The sequence below is a fragment of the Shewanella waksmanii ATCC BAA-643 genome, from assembly GCF_000518805.1.
Lineage (GTDB): Bacteria > Pseudomonadota > Gammaproteobacteria > Enterobacterales > Shewanellaceae > Shewanella > Shewanella waksmanii.
Map to the genome: position 1 here is coordinate 19,835 of NZ_JAEH01000018.1, position 17,409 is coordinate 37,243.

The following is a 17,409-nucleotide window of genomic DNA, read 5'->3' on the forward strand; positions in this document are numbered from 1 at the left end:
TTAATTAGTTGTTCCAAGCTTCCGGCGCAAATAAGTAGCCTTGGCCCCATACCGTTTTAATTCTGAACGGCGTTTCAATATTATCGCCTAATTTCTTACGCAAGCGAGAAATTCTTACATCTATTTTGCGATCTTTACCGTCAAAATCAATATTTAGCAGGTATTGGTAGATGTACTGGCGACTTAGTACTTGTCCGGCTTGCGAAGCAAGTAACCACAATAGCTCGAATTCGTGACTCGTCAGATCAACTTCGGTTTCACCTAGTCGAATTGCTTGAGTATGAGGGTCAATGCTCAATTTACCAAAGCTTAAGCAGTGCGATTCCACTTGAGGTGGTTTTGCTGTGCGGCGCAATAGGTTATTGATTCGGGCAATGAGTAACGCTGGGTCGACAGGTTTAACTACGTAGTCGTCAGCCCCAAGTTCTAAGCCTTTAATTTGGTCTTCATTAGAGCCTAAAGCGCTCATTAATAATATTGGGCCAGCAAAGTAGTCTGGTAGTTTCTCACACAGGGTCAAGCCATCCATGCCAGGTAACATGATATCAAGTAGAATAATATCAGGCTTGTAGTTAATTAAACGCGTAAGAACGGTATCCCCGCGGCGTTCGACTTCTACGTGCATTCCATGCGACTTTAAGTAATCCACAATCAGATTGGCAAGACGAATATCATCTTCTACCAACAGGACTCGATGGGTCGATTGAGGTTCGGTCATTAGAATAAACTCCATGGGTTTCGGTAGCGACGTCGCACCTGCTTTTCAGTGGCGGGCGTGACCTTGAGTTTTACACCAGCTAATGTTTGATTGCTGGCTTTATCAGTCATGATAAATTGCACGTCCTTGCTAGCTTCTATTGAAAACTTATATGAGTGAATATCAGCTGATTGAGCGCACCATTTAGGCAGCGCCTCGTGATCAGATAATATGCACACTGTTTGTGTCACACTGTCATCCCACTCGAGTGTGATATCTAGTTCACAGATATTATCGTCTATTGACGTGATACAAAACTGAGGTGAGAGATTTAAACTGGGCCCTAGATCAAATTTATCATCATTGGCCTGCGCAAAATCACTGCCAAATAAAGACAGTAACAATAAACACCAAGTTATCAATAAAGGATGAAACAAACGCACTACACTTAAAACCTATAAGCCGTGCCGACAAAAAAAGTGCTCGAGTAGCGTTCATTGAGCAGTGGGCTGTCAGCTATTTCATCAGCAATATCAGTGTAGCGAGCTAAAAACACTAGCTCCCAATGTTCGGTCATTACGAACTGACTGGTAAATTCCATACCAAGATTAATCGCTGATTTAGCATCAAAGTGTTCACTCCAGTAGATATTTTCACTGGGTCTCACTCCGTAGTAGTAGTCCACTATCTCTTCGCTTTTCCAGTTCAGTATTGCGGCTAATTCGAACTTCCATTGTTCAATGGCGACGTTATATAACCATTTCACGTTGGCCTCTGTGCCTTGATGCACATTGAACATGTCATGTGCAAGGCTGAGATTGATAATACCAGCTCGAGTGTAAATAAATGCTTCGGCTCCGCCAAGAAGTGTAAAGTGTCGAGTTTCTAGTTCGTTAAAAACCGTTTTTGACGCAGAATGCTTGTCTTTGCCACTCGAGTCAGCAAGCATTGGCATCGCGCTCACTTGTTGTTTGAACGAGTTTGTTCCAGCAATAAAGATATTAGATGGATCCCAGCGGTAGAAAAACGCGCTATCGGCACTAAAGCTGGTGACTAGGTTGACGGTATATTTTTCTTGTTCTGCTAAGGTATAGCCAAAATTACCATTGTCAAAAAACCAACTGTCGCCGTAATAGGCAATGGTCGGTGCCAGGTAGATGGGAATATCATCGTAGTCTTTTAATGGGTTAGATCTTTCACCGTAGCCAGCAGCAATACCGATATCCCAACGATCAATGGCAATACACTCACTATACTCACCACAAGAGTTTTGCTCGCTGGCAAACAGTGGTGTGCACAATAAAGTTGCACTGAGCAAAATCAGGTTAAGCTTTTTCATAGCAGCTACTCAAAACCCCATCACAGAATTAACATATCCGGCAACAGAGTATCATCTCGCTCACTCTTAGGCAGTTTTTTAATGGTTTCTGATGCAAACTGATACACAAACTAGGTGATTGTTTGTCAGTAACGACTATTATGTTGCCACTTTGTGTGTTAATGCTGCTATTTGGTTTTGTGTTGTTGGCAGATTTGTTGCAGGAATTGTTGTGCTGAAGTGAGCTGCCTTTCTCTGGGGAGTGCCAATCCTACAGTGCGTTTTAATTCGATATCCTGCAAAGTCTTAAATACAATATTTTTCTGCTCAGTAATGGCTGGAATATCGGGAACAAGCGCGATGCCGACTCCGGCACTGACCAAACCAACTGCATACTCTATGGTTTGAATACGCGCGCGAATTTGCAGCTGTATCCCCTCTAAATCCATTAACTGCTGCATTTCTGCTAAGGCTTCACAAGGGGCGCGATAAATAAAAGGCTGCTGGTTAAGATTCTGTAACTGTATTTTGCTTTGTAAACTGAGACTAAAACTGGCAGGAATCGCCAGTAGGTAGTTATCGTGCCAGATTGCTTCAAAATGCTCAGTGGAGACCAAATCTGTCGTAGTAATAATTCTAGCGTCAGCAGGCTCGTTTGGCTCAACTAAACTGAGCTCAATATCACTTGCCGTGTGGGTAAATTCTTTTAGTAGTTGACTCATCCGCTGTACGCCCAATGAGCGGATTAGTCCCAGCTTGAATGTTGCCCGTTGCAGAGGTGAACTAAACAAAGATTCAATGGCTTTTGCTTCGCTGAGTAGTTGTTGCGCCAAAGGGTAAAGCCGTAAACCCGCTTCAGTGGCGCGCACGCCTTTGCCATGACGGATGAATAACTGATTATTGAGCTGTTTTTCTAGCTGTACAATGGCTGTTGAAATCGAAGGCTGAGCAATATAACAGTGCTTCGCTGCGGCACTAATACTGCCTTTTTCTAATACCGCGACAAAATATTTTAGCGCTCGCAGGTTCATCGCTGCCCCCAAAATCACTCAACGTTTGATTTTATTTACCTTTACGTAAGGTATAGCTAAAAACTATAAATGACAAAGAAAAACAATATTTTTTATTGACCGAGAATCCCCTTATTGTAGCTATTGCTGATTATTGATTACTGGCATAACGGACGGATTAAACACTCGCTGCTAGGGCGTGGCGTTACTCGCTAACATCGGTAATCACTTGCTGGGTTATTAAATCGACATCAACAAAGGAATTATCATGGCACGTGCACATTTTGACTGGGCTGATCCACTGCAATTAAATCAACTCTTAACTGAAGAAGAGCGGATGATCCGCGATAGTGTGCACGAATATGCGCAAGATAAATTGATGAGCCGGGTGCTAATGGCTAATCGCCAAGAGCATTTTGACAGGCAAATTATGAATGAGCTGGGTGAATTAGGCTTGTTAGGCGCGACACTGCCAGAGCGATACGGGTGTTCGAATGTAAATTATGTCAGTTACGGACTGGTGGCGCGAGAGATAGAGCGGGTAGATAGTGGCTATCGTTCGGCGATGAGTGTGCAATCTTCATTGGTCATGCACCCGATCCATGAATACGGCAGCGAAGAGCAACGACAGAAGTATCTACCTAAATTGGCAACAGGCGAGTGGGTCGGTTGCTTTGGTCTAACAGAGCCTGATGTTGGCTCTGACCCCGGCGGCATGAAAACGCGCGCGGAAGCGATTGAGGGGGGCTATCGGTTAAACGGAGCCAAAATGTGGATCACTAATTCGCCGATTGCTGACGTATTCGTGGTATGGGCTAAGTTGGACGGTGAAATTCGGGGCTTTATTTTAGAAAAAGGCATGCCTGGATTAAGTGCACCGAAAATCGAAGGCAAATTCTCTCTGCGAGCTTCGATAACCGGTGAAATTGTCATGGACAATGTCGAGGTGAGCGAATCAGCCCTGCTTCCAAATGTCAGCGGTCTTAAGGGGCCATTTGGGTGTCTTAACAAAGCCCGATATGGGATTGCATGGGGCGCACTGGGTGCCGCAGAGTTTTGCTGGCATGCGGCAAGGCAATACAGTTTAGATAGAGTTCAGTTTAATCGACCATTGGCGGCGACACAGTTGATTCAAAAGAAACTCGCAGACATGCAAACAGAGATAGCCACAGGCTTACTGAGCTGTGTGCAGGCTGGGCGGTTAATGGATGCTGGCCAGTTACCGGTTGAGGCTATCTCGCTGATAAAACGTAACTCCTGTGGTAAAGCATTGGACATTGCGCGAGTTGCAAGAGATATGCATGGTGGCAATGGTATTTCAGATGAATTTCATGTTATTCGCCATGTTATGAACCTTGAGGCTGTTAATACCTATGAGGGCACTCACGACATTCACGCACTCATTTTAGGACGGGCACAAACCGGCATTCAAGCCTTCGGGTGATCGATAACAAGGGAGCTTTGCTCCCTTGCTCCTCTTTATTAGCAAGGTAATGGATTCGTATGGAAGACAGAGCTATCGCTATCGATCGCAGTTTTATCGATCGCATTAATCAACAGCAATTTAGTGATATTGCCCATGGGCATGACTATCGCAAGCTAGGTTTGAGTCAACATGACTTTATTGGCTTATTTGAATCTCAGTTGAAAAGCCGCTTATTAGATTTAGAATCTCGGCAAATGCGCAGTCGTAATCAAGGCTTCTACACCATTGGCAGTGCGGGCCATGAAGGCAACGCGGCTTATGGACTGGCTTTTCGGGTCGATGATATGGCCTTTTTGCACTATCGCAGTGCCGCATTTATGTTAGAGCGTGGTCGTCATTTAGACGGTGAGAGTCAACTATACGACATGCTGTTATCTTTTGCCGCCGCCAGTGATGATCCTATCTCCGGCGGTCGTCATAAAGTGCTTGGCAGTAAAGCCCTTAATATCCCGCCGCAGACATCAACGATTGCCTCGCACTTACCTAAAGCCGTAGGCGCAGCGCTGAGTATTCCGCTCACCGAAAGAGTGGCTGTGGCGGCTCACATGGCTGCCGATAGCGTGGTGCTGTGTAACTTTGGCGATGCATCGGCAAATCATGCAAGCGCACAAACTGCAATCAATGCGGCTTGTTGGGCGGCATATCAACATGTGCCAATGCCATTAGTGTTTATCTGTGAAGATAATGGCATAGGTATTTCTACACCGACGCCACAAGGCTGGATTGCTGCAAACTTTGCCAATCGGCCCGCATTAAAGTACATCCGTTGTGATGGCCGTGACATATTGGATTGCTATCAGGCTAGCCGAGCGGCCGCAGATTATGCCCGTACCCATCGTACTCCGGTATTTTTACATGTTCGTACCGTGAGACTGATGGGGCACGCGGGTAGTGATGCCGAAATTGCTTATATGAGCAAACAGCAAATATTGGACAACGAAGCGCAAGATCCATTGTTGGTTACTGCCCAGCAGCTCATTGACAGCCGGCTGATGACGGCGACGCAGATTGTTGAGCGGTATCAGCAATTAAAAACGCAAATCCATGCTGTTGCTAACGCTGCGGTTAGTCGGCCTAAACTAACGAGTGCCGCCGACGTGATGGCCTCAATCATTCCGCCAAAGCGTGATCGGCTATCACCGCCAAACCTAGATGAGCAGCAACTTAGCTTGTTGCTACAAGCTGACAAAGCATCACTGGGTAAGCCCATCCATATGGGGAAGTTGCTTAACTTAACACTCACTGAATTGATGGCGAAGCACAAAAATATCGTGGTATGCGGTGAAGATGTCGGTCGTAAAGGTGGGGTTTACCACGTTACTGCCAGATTGGTTGAGCGTTTTGGTCCTAACCGAGTCATTAATACTTTGTTAGATGAAACCTCCATTTTGGGTTTGGGGATCGGCATGGCCCACAATGGTATTTTGCCGATTGTTGAAATCCAATTTCTTGCATATGTGCATAATGCTGAAGATCAAATTAGAGGCGAGGCCGCTACGTTGCCATTTTTCTCAAATGGTCAATTTACTAACCCTATGGTGATCCGCATTGCTGGTCTTGCCTATCAAAAAGGCTTCGGTGGTCATTTCCACAATGATAACTCGTTTGCGGTATTTAGAGATATTCCCGGCGTCATCATTGCCTGTCCATCAAATGGTTTTGATGCCATGGCTATGTTGCGTGAATGCGTGCGGTTAGCGCTAGAAGAGCAGCGAGTGGTGATTTTTCTGGAGCCTATCGCACGTTATATGACTCGAGATTTGCTGCAAGAAGGCGATGGCCTCTGGAGTCATAGTTACCAAAGCGAAGCTGCCAGTGTGCCGATGAGATGCGGGGATTTTCATGTTGAGGGTGAGGGCAAAGCATTGGTCATGATCAGCTACGGTAATGGCTACTTTCTTTGCCGCCAAGCACAACAAGCACTATTGCAACAGGGCTTGCAGGTTTCCGTTATTGATCTGCGCTGGTTAGCACCATTAAATAGCCAGGGGTTAGCGGCTGAAATTAGTGGGGCGACTAATGTATTGGTTGTTGATGAGTGTCGCCGTACCGGGTCTATCAGTGAGCAAATATGTACGGAACTGCGTGAGCATTTGGGGGGGGATACGCCAAGGCTTGCACGTATCACCGCACAAGACAGCTTTATTCCTCTGGCTGATGCGGCCACCTTACCACTGCCAAGTCGCAACGACATCATGACTAAAGCGCTTGCTATGTTAACCGATTCTAACTCGAACGAGGCCAATTGATGAGCTTTAATCCCCATAGTGACCAGAGCAAACATGGTAGCGCTGAGCGTGAGCGAGTGGTCGTAGTCGCACCTGGACGCGGTTGCTACAACAAGACTGAACTGGGCTACCTCGTTAAGTACCATGCTGATAAAAAACAGCTTGTTGAAAGCATTGACCACTTTAGAGCTAAGCAACAACAGGCAGCTATCAGCGAATTAGATCAGGCCAAGAAATACAGTTTCAAGTTGCATACGCCTGGGGAGAATGCTTCTGCATTGATTTATGCCTGTGCTTTAGCTGATTTTATGGATATCGATCAAAGCCGTTATGAAGTGGTGGCCGTGACCGGTAATTCGATGGGCTGGTATATTGCGATGGCCTGCGCGGACGCGTTGTCACAGCCTAATGCGATTGAAGTGATTAACACCATGGGCTCTATGATGGCAGATGGTTTGATTGGTGGGCAGATTATTTACCCAGTAATGGATGCGCACTGGCAAGTTAATTCACAGGCGAAAAAGGCAGTTGAGCAGGTGATCCACCAAGTCAGCCAAATTGACGGCTGCGAGTTATATTTGTCAATAAATCTAGGTGGTTATCAAGTTATCGCTGGTAACGAAGCGGGTTTGAGCCAAGCGGTTGAGTTGTTGCCCAGTATTGACGATAAGTATCCGCTGCGCCTTTATAATCATGGCGCATTTCACACGCCGCTGATGCAAGATATTTCGCAGCGAGGTCAAGAGTTGTTACCTGTGCACTTGTTTCAAGCACCCACTATTCCGATGGTCGATGGTCGCGGTCACTTGTGGTATCCGCTCAGCACCGATATACGCCAGTTGCATCAATATACTCTGCGCAATCAGGTGGTCGAGCCCTATGACTTTACTCGCGCGATTCAGGTAGCGGTGAAGGAGTTTGCACCCGATAAAGTGATTGTACTCGGGCCGGGTAACACCTTAGGCGGCGCGACTGCGCAGTCATTGATAGATATCAATTGGTTTGCTTGGGCAGATAAAGCCAGCTTTAGCACGGCGCAAGTTAAGCAGCCACAACTGATCTCTATGGGTGATGAAGCGCATCGTCATCTTATTACGCAGCGGCACTTTGTTACGTAGAGGCACTTTGTCACTGCCAATACACCCGATTAGTTAATGGTGGTGTTTACCGCGGCAATAATCTCTTGTTTGGTTGAGGGTTTCAGAATATAGCCTTTGAGCCCTAATTGTGCCCAACGTTTAATTAAGTCGCGGTTATTATTGCTTGTGAGCGCGATGGCCGGGATATCTTGCCCGTTATTAACCACGCGGATTTGTTTGGTGGTGTTAATGCCATCCAAATTCGGCATGAACAGATCCATCAGGATAAGTGAGTAGTCATTCGCCTTAATCTTTTTCAATGCGGTGATGCCGTCACTGGCTTCATCGGTATCAAATTTATCTTGTTGCAGGGCTTTAACGATCATTTCTCGGTACAGGTGATTGTCTTCAACGACGAGAATTTTGTGGCGCTTGGCTTTGGTTATGGGCGCTGGGGCAAGCAAGTCATTCAGGGTGTTGCTACTGGTTTTCTCCCTTGGTTGCTGACGTCGATTACTCTGTTTTAACGCTAACTGCTTGGTTAGCATTTGATCTAGCATGGCATCGAGACCGGACTTTATCTGGTCTTCTAAATCAGCCAGCAGTGGATCGATATGTTGGCTTTTTAGTGCCGCAATGATCTGTTCCGGGTCATTATTAATGCCGTGGTTGGTTGCTGGTGCGGCAGCAAGTGCTGATTTACACTCTGCCACTGAATCAAGTAGGTGCTGCCTACAATCACTGCCGCTATCGATGAGGGTTTTTAAGCTGGCATCAATATCATCGAGCTGGTCGTCTGAAAGGCCCTGGTATTGACTGTGGGATTGGGTAATCGATAAGCCGTTATGGACTATCGCCTTGAGACGAAATTTTTCGTATAAAGGTTGGTAAACAAAGTAATTGTCGAACACATTCTTGATGCAACAACGAAAGGCGATACCTGATTCTTTGTTTTTACACATCAAGACACTGTAATGAATAAAATCAATGACCTTAGCGTCGATAAGCTTAGTGTAAAGCTCGATACTGTCGGTAATGGTACTCATCGCAAATAAAATGACACTGGGCTTAAACTCCTGCAACCTATCTTTAATGTGCCTATCTGCCGGGAGGGTGCGGTAGTCTAGTACTTGTTCCGAAATAATACTCGCTGCACCGACAATGTCTTCTTCGTGATCATAAATCATAATCACCTTAGGATGACGGCTGGCAATATTGGATTTTTTCATCATTGTTGAATCGCTCCAATTAAGCTTTGCAGCGCGTGTTTAAGTGACAAGATGAGGCTTTTAGTGGTCGCTTTATCGTGAGCGATGGCGGCATGTTCTATCGATTGTAGAATATCGCTTACTTGCAGTGCGCCAATGGCTTTAGCCGATGTTTTTAAGAAGTGAGCTTCTTGTTTTACCCCATTAAAGTCGGCTTGATTGAAATCCATTGCTAATTTTTTAAGGCTCTGTTGTGCCTGAGCGATAAATTGATGCTGAAAATCGGCAATTTCTTGCGGGTCATCGCCAATGAGACTGATTAGGATATTGCGATCCAAAATGACGCTTTCAATAGGAGTCATGGCTATACCACCTTTGCATCACTTTTTCTAAATCGCGCAACTGGATTGGCTTACTGACAAAATCATTCATGCCAGATTGATAGCAATAGTCTAATTCAGTGCTCATCGCTGCACCGGTAATGGCCACAATAGGGATGGCATCCTTATTACTTAATGACTCAAGATTTCTAATCTTCTTAGACATGTCGTAACCATCTAAATTAGGCATATGACAATCGGTCAAAATAAGCTTGTATTGATCGTTTTGCCATAGTGCAATGCCATCGACACCATCTTCAGCTAAGTCACATTGATAACCTAATGTCTTGAGTTGTTTTACGATGAGCTTTTGATTGAGTGGGTTATCTTCTACCACCAAAATGTCGGCATGTTGACGAGCAGTTTCTGTGGTCTGTTGCGGCTGGCTAAGGTCAGTAAAACTCAAGTCTAGGTTATCTAAGTCTATGGTATCTCGCTGATTAATCGAGTCGCTTAATGCTTGAATTAGCTGTGCCTGACACAACGGAAAAGGATTTAAGCTAACGGCAAGTGGTATTAGGCTTTGCAGCTTGTTTTTATCGCCATTGGGGATCAGTAGCAATAGATTATCTGCTTGTTCATTTTGTCCAAAAAGTTGCACCAACTCCTGCTGGCTTTCAGTGTAGTTGCCGCTGAGCACTAGCACAGCGTCGAAGTGCTGCTCGGCATCAAAAAGCTCATCGAGTGAAACCTTGGTGACGTTTGCACCGGCATTGATTAAGTACTGGGTGATTCGGTGAGCATCGAGCGGATTATGCTGTAACGTCACTACTGCTATTTGATGATGCAGTAACGCCGGGGCGGGGGCACTTGATTTTGCTGGCCAGAAAGGCAGCTCAACACTGAAACTGGAACCCTTGCCTTGCTCGCTCTCCAAGCTAATTTCTCCTGCAAGTAGATTGGTCAACTTGCCGCAAATTGCTAAGCCCAGCCCAGTACCACCGTACTCTCGGGTAGTTGATTTTTGAGCTTGGGTAAATGGAGTAAACAACTGTTTTTGAGTGTCTTTGTCTATACCAATGCCGGTATCTGTGACCGTGAATCGAACCTTAGTTACCACACTATTTTGTTCGCTAATGGATACTTTGAGGCCAACTTTGCCTCTTACATCTGAAGTTGAATGGGTAAACTTCATCGCATTGCTTAGCAGGTTAAATAATATTTGCCTGACTTTGACACTGTCACCTTCAAGCAAGGCTGGAATGTCAGGGTCTTCATTAATCACAAAATCTAGATTTTGACGATGGGCTGTCGGGGCAAATAGCTGTTGCAGGTTTTGCACGACCTCTGAGATGCAAAAATCAGCTTGTTCGACATCCATCTTTCCAGACTCAATTTTATTGATATCGAGAATATCGTTGAGTATGTATATAAGGTTGTTTGCCGAAGTGGAGGCCGTATTGATCAGTTCATCCGCCTCTTTAGAATCGTCAGTAAACTCTAGCAGCTCAAGTGCACCGATTACCGCATTCATCGGGGTGCGTAATTCGTGACTGATCATCGACAGGAACTCACTTTTTGCCTGACTGGCACGTTCGGCAAGTTCTTTGGCCTTTTGTAATTCCGTTGTACGCTGCGCTACTCGCGACTCTAAGGTGTTATTGCTTTCTTGAAGTGCCTTTTGTGCTTCTACAATCGGGGTTTGGTCGATACAAACCCCATCGATTCGGCTATTTTGATTGAGATCGTTTTTACCCACTTGGCCCTTACCGACAACGTAGACGATATCGCCATTGTCATGGGTAGCACGATACTCTTGGTGAAAGGCTTCACCCGTTTCAAGGGAATGCTCTATTGCTGAAAACACCCGATCACAATCTTCTGGATGTAGACGTTCCACCCAAGCTTTAATATCTCCGCGCCGATGCTCAGCAATACCGCACATCTCATTGGCACGTTTGTCCCAGCTCCACATCCACTGACCTTGACGGTCTATTTCGGCGTGCCAATTACCGATGTTGCCCGCATCGAGTGCTAAGTCTCGCGCTTCGTGCAGTTTCTTCAAATCCTGCAGCATGTCATTAGATTCAGTTCTATCAAATACTAAGCCGATGAGCTCTGACGATGATTGATAGCTAAAGTGCTTGCAGCGCAGTTCGAAAAGACTGCTAGGATTGTTTTCCATACTAAATTGAAAGCAGTTGCTGCTATTGGCGGATGCTAGGTCGGCTAGGCTGGCAAATTTGTGTCGGTCATTAGGACAAATCTGTTCGACAAACTCTTGCCATTGATAGCGACAGTTAAGCTCGAGGCCAAGGAGTGATAGCATTTTTTGCGAGCAGCTAAATTGCCCTGTTTTAATGTCAAATCGCCACAAACCAATACTGGCACTGTCGATCAATTGATTTAGTTGTAGTGGACAAGCTTTATCAGAAGACTGCGGCGTAAATAGAAGTAAGTAGTGGTGCTGGTGATGATCATATTGCGCTGATATTCGTACTCGTGTGCATCCGTTGGCATGCTTGAACATAAACAAGCCATCTTTTTGCAGGACCAAATCACTAAATTGTTTACTAGCTTGGCTAGCAAAGGCTGCACCCAGCGGTACAAGCTGCGACGTAACACTTGTTTTTATCGCTGAATCAAACTGATAGTTAAACTGGGACTTGAACGCCTGATTGCACTCAATAATGTCACCATTAACGCTGGACAGCATCATGGCAAAGGGAAAGTCATCATCCATGAACTTTTGATACATAAGCCATATACATCCATATATAGGGGTGTGGCTTTAAGTGTAGCAGTTCAAAATTTTACTGCGTTGTGAATAAGCACCTTTTTTATGCTGTTATGTCGACTATATCTAGCCAAAGGTAATTCAATGATAAGAAATACCTTCGGCAATAGTTAAGTGTTACGCAGGTTTTGTCTCGGCGACTTTTTGATGAATAAATGCAATTGCCGACTCATCAAGCACCTGATTTGATAAGTAGGTTTGGCCCTTTTCCAGTTGTAGCAACAGGCCCTTGCTGGTGGTGATAACTTGATTGACCTGCTGCCATGCTATGGTGTGGGTAATGACGGCCGATTGGCTAGTGATCCCCTCATCATCGATGGTTAGATCCACACTGTGGCCAGACGCTTTGCTCATGAGTTGTCGCCATAACCACCATGTACGCTTGAAACGGACACTGAGCCCCTCAATAAATCCCAAGCCAATAATAAACCAAGAAGCATAGGCATTGGTGTCCGTAAGTAACAATGCGGTACCCACAAAAATAAATCCGATTGCTTTAGTGTAGGGTTTATAGCCTTCAACGGTCGGTACTGATTGATCAAAGCATTCTAGGTAGTAGTGTTTATCTAGGGTGTATTGGTGCTGATAGCGATATGCTGATGTCATGACACAAAATGAGTAAAAGTGTTTGTTGTAGTTTAACTGCAATGCTTGTCCTTGCAAAATACTGTGTTTCATTCGCCGCAAAAGACCTTTGACTATCGTTGCCAACTTCATCATTTAGTAAATAAACGCAAATGTCCCTCGCCCCATTGTTAATTAAGTTTAATGATTTGTTGTTATTTGGTTAACCTTGGTGTGGTTATGCTAGCTTTTGCAATGAAGCAGAAGAGGTAAAACATGGATAATTTCGTTTCTACACCTAAGCAATCTCACCGTTTTCAAGCCAATATCGAGCGTCGAAACAAAAGTCATGCTGGTGGCTGGGGTCGTGACTTACTCGAAGCTGATACCCTGTTCGCGCTAGTTAAATCGATGTGCCAATCTAAGACGTTGACCATGATGGTGTTATTTGGTTTGTGCTTCTTTGGTGGATTTTTTCTGCTGCTCAAGTATATGGCTGGCTAACGTGGTAATTAAAGATAGAGGTAACGCTCAGTTTACTTATTTTCGGTGCATTTTAGTTTGAATGTTCCATTTGGCTTAATTGCGCAGTAACACAATATCATTTCAAGGAGGACTCATGGTGGCGCAGTTTGCGGCAGAACTGATTTTTTGGGTTGTATGGGAGTTAGTTTTGTCCGTGTTGTTTTATACAACAGGGGCGGTTTTATTGGCGATATTTTCCTTTGGGAAAATACAAAAGCCATTATATCTACCTGCTATTTTTAGCCGAGAAAAGCGAATTAAAAGTAAAGATTTTAATGCTGTTTGTGCTTTAGGTATTGTATTTTATGTTGTCCTGTTTGCTGCCTTAATATATTTCTACTAGCATTTTATGTTTTAGTTTGAACTGAAAAACCGCCAACAGACGTCGTTAGCGGTACTTGTTCCCTATGCGCACACGCCGCGCTCTACCAGTACTTTATTACTGGTTCTAACACCGGTAAGGACCGCTTTACGGTTAAAGCACGGGATATAAACTCGGCCGACTTCAACACCATTGTCATCGACATATGAGTAGATGGAAAACTCCCAATAAGCAGCTTGTACTGCGGTAGAGATTGCGATGGCAGTGACGGCTAACGCGAGTGTTTTTTTGATATTCATTTACTAATTCCTTGTAGTGGTTGTTATTTCTGATTGTTATTTTTGAGTGTTACTCAACTCCATCATTACTTAATTAATGACGATTTTATATAATGCTTTTCAGCGAAATTTCCGACTGTAATCTCAATATTTAGTTGTAATTTTTTTTGGCGTCATATAATCCTTAATGGTTTACATTTACTTATATAAGCATTAGGTTCTAGAGTCATTGTTCAGTTTGGGATGGATATGCGTAAAAGGATACTAATAACAGGCGCAAGTTCGGGGCTTGGTAAGCAGATGGCCATTGAGTTCGCAGCACATGGTCGTGATTTAGTGTTATGTGCCAGACGGCTAGATAACTTGCAGCAGTTGCAGCACCAATTGAAGCAGATCAATCCCAGTATAAAGGTGTTGATTCAGCAGCTTGATGTTGATGATCACCAAGCGGTTTTCAGCGTATTTGAGCAAGCAGCCGAGCAATTTGGCGGGCTGGACCGGATCATTATTAACGCCGGCATTGGCAAAGGTGCCAGCATAGGTACTGGGCAATTTGAAGCCAATAAGGCAACGGCAATGACTAACTTTGTTGCCGCTTTAGCGCAAACTGAAGCAGCAATGCAAATTTTTAGAAGGCAAAACTCCGGCCATTTGGTGACTATCTCTTCAGTTAGCGCCGCTAGGGGGTTTAGGCGAGCTCTGACAGTTTATGGCGCAACAAAAGCCGCATTAACTTCAATGACAGAAGGTCTCGCGGTTGAGATGTTAGGCACTCCTATTAAGGTGTCGTGCATACACCCAGGCTTTATTCGTACTGAGATCAACGCCAAAGTGGAAAAAGTACCTTTTATTGTCGACCTTGAAACCGGTGGCAAAGCCCTATTCACTGCGATAGAGCAGGAGCGACGTCATAGTTATGTGCCCAGTTGGCCTTGGTCAGTAGTCTATCGTTTGTTGAAGTTTGTGCCGTTGTCTGTACTACGCAAATTCAGTTAACGGCACCTATGGCTTTTAGGCTGAGTTAAATTAGCACTCATCGTAGCGGTTACGCAGCGCAGGAATATCGCTTAGGTACTGTACAAACTCAATCTCATAGCCATCTGAGTCAATAAAGTAGACATTGCGGCGATAGGGATCTTCGGCACCGTCTTTGTCGATGTTAAAACCGGCAGCTGCTAGTCTTTCGATGATGGCATCTAAGTTATCGGTAACAAAAGCAAAGTGGGCTAGCCCGACTTGATGGCCACTTAAATCGCGGTTATCACTGTCGCCATCGTCATTAAACGCAATGTACTGATAATCATCGCCAAAATGTACCCATTGACGTGCCACCCCATACCAGCTACCCGTTCCCCCACCCCGCACAGACCAATGTGGGAAGGCGGCTTGGTAAAACCTCAGTGCTGTTGGTATGTCTCTGACTACTAAATTAATGTGCTCTAAATGAATCATAGTCTTATCCTTGTTTGATTGGTATTACATGCCGTAAATGTATTCTTGTTGTTTCGGGTAGGGCTTGTGCTGATGGTTGTGACGAATAACCGCTAACGCTTGGGCGTACTGATAAAGCATATGCTGACTGTAGCTAATACGCTGCCTAAGTTGCTGATCGCGGCTATTATCCTTGCTATCTGCTTCTAACATTTGGGTGACATCGCGAATGATCAGGTGATCGGGTAAGGCAATCATCTTATTATTTTTAAGTGCGTTCATTCGTAGCTCTGCAATTGGGTAGGCGCCGCTTATGCCGCTAGACACTGACACTAACAACGCCGGTTTATGGGCGGTGGTTTGGTTGTCACACATCAATAAAAAATTCTTCAAAATGGGGGATGCCATTCCTCCCCATTCAGGCGTTATGAGTATCATGGCATCAGCGGCTGCAACGAGATCATTTAGCGCACTCCAATCACTACCTAATGCCGCTTTACTTTCTTGACTGCCATCCCAGAATGGAATTTGGTAACGACATAATTCCACATAGTTAATTTGTTCAAATTGCGTCTCTGACTCGCTTAAGTATCGACCTACCTTGTCGCTTTGTGAGGCTGCTCTTTGGCTGCTACTGATGATGAGTAAGTTCATTATGTAATCCTTTTTATTTACTTAATATTATATAAGGTAAATGCTTTACTTAATAAAGTAAAGTATAAAGTAAATAAAAAAGTTTACTTAAGTGGTGAATAGGTAATAATAGACCTATAGCGATAGGCTGAAACAGGTACGCATGTGAAGAAAACCAGTGAACGTATTATTGAGTATATTAAGCAGCATGGTCCTACGACGGCTAAAGTGCTCGCGAGCGAGTTTGCTTTGACGACTATGGGAGTGCGTCAGCACCTGCAGTCATTGGAAGACGACGGCATGCTAGTTTTTGAAGATAAAAAAGCCGCCCGTGGTCGACCGACACGTTATTGGGCTTTAACAGCAAGTACCAATAAGTTCTTTCCCGATCGACATGATGATCTTACCAGTCAATTGATTGAGTCTGTGGTCACTGTTTTTGGCGACGGTGGCTTAGAACAGCTTATTGCTCACCGTGAGCAGCAAAGCTATAAGCAGTATTCACAACGCCTGCAATCGCACCCGGACTTGGCAGGAAAACTCAATGAGTTAGCACAAATTCGTACTGAAGAGGGCTATGTGGCCAATGTTGAGTTTGATGGCCAGTGCTACTGGCTATTGGAAAATCATTGCCCTATTTGTGCTGCGGCCAGTGGTTGTCTAAATTTCTGTCGTTCCGAATTAGCACTATTTCAGAGCTTACTGGGTGACTTAGCGAGTGTTAGCCGTGAAGAGCATATCATCGAAGGTGCTAGACGATGCGCCTACAAATTAACCCCCTTGACCGCTTAAACCATGAGATCAAATAGAAGTCGCTTGGATCGATTCATTAGCCAACACCAACAGTTGCCGCGCAAACAGATACGCCTGCTTGTGGCGCAAGGTGCAGTGACCGTCGATGGAGTTGTAGCTCGCGATGTCGCCATGCAAATCAATCAGTTTAGTCATATCTGTCTGCACGATGAGGTGCTGCAAGCGCAACAGCCCGTTTACCTTATGCAGCATAAGCCGGTGGGGGTGGTGAGCGCTACGGTTGATGATAAACACCAAACCGTTTTAGACCTTATTGACCATCAAGACAAGCAGCAACTGCATATCGTAGGCCGATTAGATCTCAATACCTCTGGATTAATGTTATTGACCAATGATGGACAATGGTCAAAACGTTTAATGGCGCCCGAGCACAAGGTGGCTAAACGATATCGCGTTACACTACAAAATCCATTAAATGATGATTATGTAGAGGCTTTCGCACAGGGGATGTATTTTGAGTATGAAGACATTGTTACTCAACCGGCGCAATTGGAAATCATTGATACGACAAGCGCTATAGTGACCTTGACCGAAGGGCGTTATCATCAGATCAAGCGCATGTTTGGCCGATTTAGAAACCCAGTCATTGGTTTACATCGGTTTGCAGTGGGCAACCTTGTCCTCGATGACAGCTTGCAGGTTGGCCAAAGCAGAATGTTGAGCGCCGACGAGGTCAGCCAAATTTAGCGTCGTTGTCGTG

At 44.9% G+C, this 17,409-nt stretch carries 19 protein-coding genes; 8 read left to right on the plus strand and 11 right to left on the minus strand.

The genetic code is table 11. From position 1 onward, the window contains the following. Positions 1-4: 4 nt before the first annotated feature. The 4 genes from L865_RS0110455 to L865_RS0110470 all read right to left on the minus strand — a co-directional run bounded on the left by L865_RS0110455 (position 5) and on the right by L865_RS0110470 (position 3,046). Positions 5-718: a response regulator gene (locus L865_RS0110455; protein ID WP_028773192.1), complete on the minus strand. Its 714-nt coding sequence runs from the start codon at positions 716-718 to the stop codon at positions 5-7. Next, entirely contained in the window at positions 718-1,140 is a 423-nt protein-coding gene (locus tag L865_RS0110460; RefSeq protein WP_245608419.1) for a DUF3019 domain-containing protein, read from the minus strand. Before L865_RS0110460 ends, L865_RS0110455 begins: the two co-directional genes overlap by 1 nt. Before the next feature lie 5 nt (positions 1,141-1,145). Then, positions 1,146-2,036 (minus strand): MipA/OmpV family protein, encoded by an 891-nt coding sequence (locus L865_RS0110465; RefSeq protein WP_028773194.1) that lies wholly within the window; start codon positions 2,034-2,036, stop codon positions 1,146-1,148. Between the two features lie 167 nt (positions 2,037-2,203). Beyond that, entirely contained in the window at positions 2,204-3,046 is an 843-nt protein-coding gene (locus tag L865_RS0110470; RefSeq protein WP_028773195.1) for a LysR family transcriptional regulator, read from the minus strand. 247 nt (positions 3,047-3,293) lie between these two features. Between L865_RS0110470 and L865_RS0110475 the strand changes: the two genes are divergently transcribed. The 3 genes from L865_RS0110475 to L865_RS0110485 are packed head-to-tail and all read left to right on the plus strand — an operon-like array spanning position 3,294 to position 7,857. Further along, positions 3,294-4,469, plus strand: coding sequence for an acyl-CoA dehydrogenase (locus L865_RS0110475; RefSeq protein WP_028773196.1), 1,176 nt, complete (start codon positions 3,294-3,296; stop codon positions 4,467-4,469). Positions 4,470-4,528: 59 nt separating this feature from the next. Next, positions 4,529-6,760, plus strand: coding sequence for a dehydrogenase E1 component subunit alpha/beta (locus L865_RS0110480; protein ID WP_037470972.1), 2,232 nt, complete (start codon positions 4,529-4,531; stop codon positions 6,758-6,760). Further along, entirely contained in the window at positions 6,760-7,857 is a 1,098-nt protein-coding gene (locus L865_RS0110485; protein WP_028773198.1) for an ACP S-malonyltransferase, read from the plus strand. The genes L865_RS0110480 and L865_RS0110485 overlap by 1 nt, the downstream gene beginning before the upstream one ends. A 29-nt stretch (positions 7,858-7,886) precedes the next feature. Here L865_RS0110485 and L865_RS0110490 read toward each other — a convergent pair whose 3' ends face one another. The 4 genes from L865_RS0110490 to L865_RS0110505 form a co-directional block, all read right to left on the minus strand. After that, positions 7,887-9,050 (minus strand): response regulator, encoded by a 1,164-nt coding sequence (locus L865_RS0110490; protein WP_028773199.1) that lies wholly within the window; start codon positions 9,048-9,050, stop codon positions 7,887-7,889. Further along, positions 9,047-9,388 (minus strand): Hpt domain-containing protein, encoded by a 342-nt coding sequence (locus L865_RS0110495; protein ID WP_028773200.1) that lies wholly within the window; start codon positions 9,386-9,388, stop codon positions 9,047-9,049. The genes L865_RS0110490 and L865_RS0110495 overlap by 4 nt, the downstream gene beginning before the upstream one ends. Next, positions 9,375-12,104, minus strand: a complete 2,730-nt coding sequence (locus L865_RS0110500; protein WP_028773201.1) for a PAS domain-containing hybrid sensor histidine kinase/response regulator — start codon at positions 12,102-12,104, stop codon at positions 9,375-9,377. Before L865_RS0110500 ends, L865_RS0110495 begins: the two co-directional genes overlap by 14 nt. A 156-nt stretch (positions 12,105-12,260) precedes the next feature. Further along, positions 12,261-12,821, minus strand: coding sequence for a YcxB family protein (locus tag L865_RS0110505; RefSeq protein ID WP_245608420.1), 561 nt, complete (start codon positions 12,819-12,821; stop codon positions 12,261-12,263). Between the two features lie 162 nt (positions 12,822-12,983). Here L865_RS0110505 and L865_RS0110510 point away from each other — a divergent pair, with 162 nt between their 5' ends. Then, the gene (locus L865_RS0110510; protein ID WP_028773203.1) at positions 12,984-13,211 is read left to right on the plus strand and encodes a hypothetical protein; all 228 of its coding nucleotides are present in this window, start codon (positions 12,984-12,986) and stop codon (positions 13,209-13,211) included. 115 nt (positions 13,212-13,326) lie between these two features. Then, entirely contained in the window at positions 13,327-13,575 is a 249-nt protein-coding gene (locus tag L865_RS0110515; RefSeq protein ID WP_028773204.1) for a hypothetical protein, read from the plus strand. Positions 13,576-13,637: 62 nt separating this feature from the next. Here the strand turns inward: L865_RS0110515 and L865_RS0110520 are convergent, their stop codons facing one another. Continuing rightward, a complete protein-coding gene (locus L865_RS0110520) occupies positions 13,638-13,853 on the minus strand; it encodes a hypothetical protein (protein ID WP_028773205.1) in 216 nt (71 codons plus the stop codon). A gap of 228 nt (positions 13,854-14,081) precedes the next feature. Between L865_RS0110520 and L865_RS0110525 the strand changes: the two genes are divergently transcribed. Next, positions 14,082-14,828: an SDR family oxidoreductase gene (locus L865_RS0110525; RefSeq protein WP_028773206.1), complete on the plus strand. Its 747-nt coding sequence runs from the start codon at positions 14,082-14,084 to the stop codon at positions 14,826-14,828. A 30-nt stretch (positions 14,829-14,858) separates the two neighbouring features. Here L865_RS0110525 and L865_RS0110530 read toward each other — a convergent pair whose 3' ends face one another. Together L865_RS0110530 and L865_RS0110535 are read right to left on the minus strand one after the other, a co-directional pair. After that, the gene (locus L865_RS0110530; protein ID WP_028773207.1) at positions 14,859-15,284 is read right to left on the minus strand and encodes a VOC family protein; all 426 of its coding nucleotides are present in this window, start codon (positions 15,282-15,284) and stop codon (positions 14,859-14,861) included. 24 nt (positions 15,285-15,308) lie between these two features. Next, positions 15,309-15,917 carry an NAD(P)H-dependent oxidoreductase gene (locus tag L865_RS0110535; RefSeq protein WP_028773208.1) on the minus strand — a complete coding sequence of 203 codons (609 nt, stop codon included), beginning with the start codon at positions 15,915-15,917 and terminating at the stop codon, positions 15,309-15,311. A gap of 144 nt (positions 15,918-16,061) precedes the next feature. On the opposite strand from L865_RS0110535, the gene L865_RS0110540 reads away from it, so the two are divergent. Next, positions 16,062-16,688, plus strand: coding sequence for a helix-turn-helix transcriptional regulator (locus tag L865_RS0110540; RefSeq protein WP_028773209.1), 627 nt, complete (start codon positions 16,062-16,064; stop codon positions 16,686-16,688). A 3-nt stretch (positions 16,689-16,691) separates the two neighbouring features. Beyond that, on the plus strand, positions 16,692-17,396 hold the full coding sequence (locus tag L865_RS0110545; protein ID WP_028773210.1) for a pseudouridine synthase: 705 nt from the start codon (positions 16,692-16,694) through the stop codon (positions 17,394-17,396). Positions 17,397-17,409: the final 13 nt, after the last annotated feature.

Bases quoted from the DNA above. Each gene is read 5' to 3' on its own strand.
- L865_RS0110500 (WP_028773201.1), bottom strand. From the start codon at position 12,104: ATGTATCAAAAGTTCATGGATGATGACTTTCCCTTTGCCATGATGCTG.
- L865_RS0110475 (WP_028773196.1), top strand. From the start codon at position 3,294: ATGGCACGTGCACATTTTGACTGGGCTGATCCACTGCAATTAAATCAA.
- L865_RS0110470 (WP_028773195.1), bottom strand. From the start codon at position 3,046: ATGAACCTGCGAGCGCTAAAATATTTTGTCGCGGTATTAGAAAAAGGC.
- L865_RS0110455 (WP_028773192.1), bottom strand. From the start codon at position 718: ATGACCGAACCTCAATCGACCCATCGAGTCCTGTTGGTAGAAGATGAT.
- L865_RS0110495 (WP_028773200.1), bottom strand. From the start codon at position 9,388: ATGACTCCTATTGAAAGCGTCATTTTGGATCGCAATATCCTAATCAGT.
- L865_RS0110520 (WP_028773205.1), bottom strand. From the start codon at position 13,853: ATGAATATCAAAAAAACACTCGCGTTAGCCGTCACTGCCATCGCAATC.
- L865_RS0110490 (WP_028773199.1), bottom strand. From the start codon at position 9,050: ATGATGAAAAAATCCAATATTGCCAGCCGTCATCCTAAGGTGATTATG.
- L865_RS0110465 (WP_028773194.1), bottom strand. From the start codon at position 2,036: ATGAAAAAGCTTAACCTGATTTTGCTCAGTGCAACTTTATTGTGCACA.
- L865_RS0110525 (WP_028773206.1), top strand. From the start codon at position 14,082: ATGCGTAAAAGGATACTAATAACAGGCGCAAGTTCGGGGCTTGGTAAG.
- L865_RS0110545 (WP_028773210.1), top strand. From the start codon at position 16,692: ATGAGATCAAATAGAAGTCGCTTGGATCGATTCATTAGCCAACACCAA.
- L865_RS0110535 (WP_028773208.1), bottom strand. From the start codon at position 15,917: ATGAACTTACTCATCATCAGTAGCAGCCAAAGAGCAGCCTCACAAAGC.
- L865_RS0110480 (WP_037470972.1), top strand. From the start codon at position 4,529: ATGGAAGACAGAGCTATCGCTATCGATCGCAGTTTTATCGATCGCATT.
- L865_RS0110505 (WP_245608420.1), bottom strand. From the start codon at position 12,821: ATGAAACACAGTATTTTGCAAGGACAAGCATTGCAGTTAAACTACAAC.
- L865_RS0110530 (WP_028773207.1), bottom strand. From the start codon at position 15,284: ATGATTCATTTAGAGCACATTAATTTAGTAGTCAGAGACATACCAACA.
- L865_RS0110515 (WP_028773204.1), top strand. From the start codon at position 13,327: ATGGTGGCGCAGTTTGCGGCAGAACTGATTTTTTGGGTTGTATGGGAG.
- L865_RS0110510 (WP_028773203.1), top strand. From the start codon at position 12,984: ATGGATAATTTCGTTTCTACACCTAAGCAATCTCACCGTTTTCAAGCC.
- L865_RS0110485 (WP_028773198.1), top strand. From the start codon at position 6,760: ATGAGCTTTAATCCCCATAGTGACCAGAGCAAACATGGTAGCGCTGAG.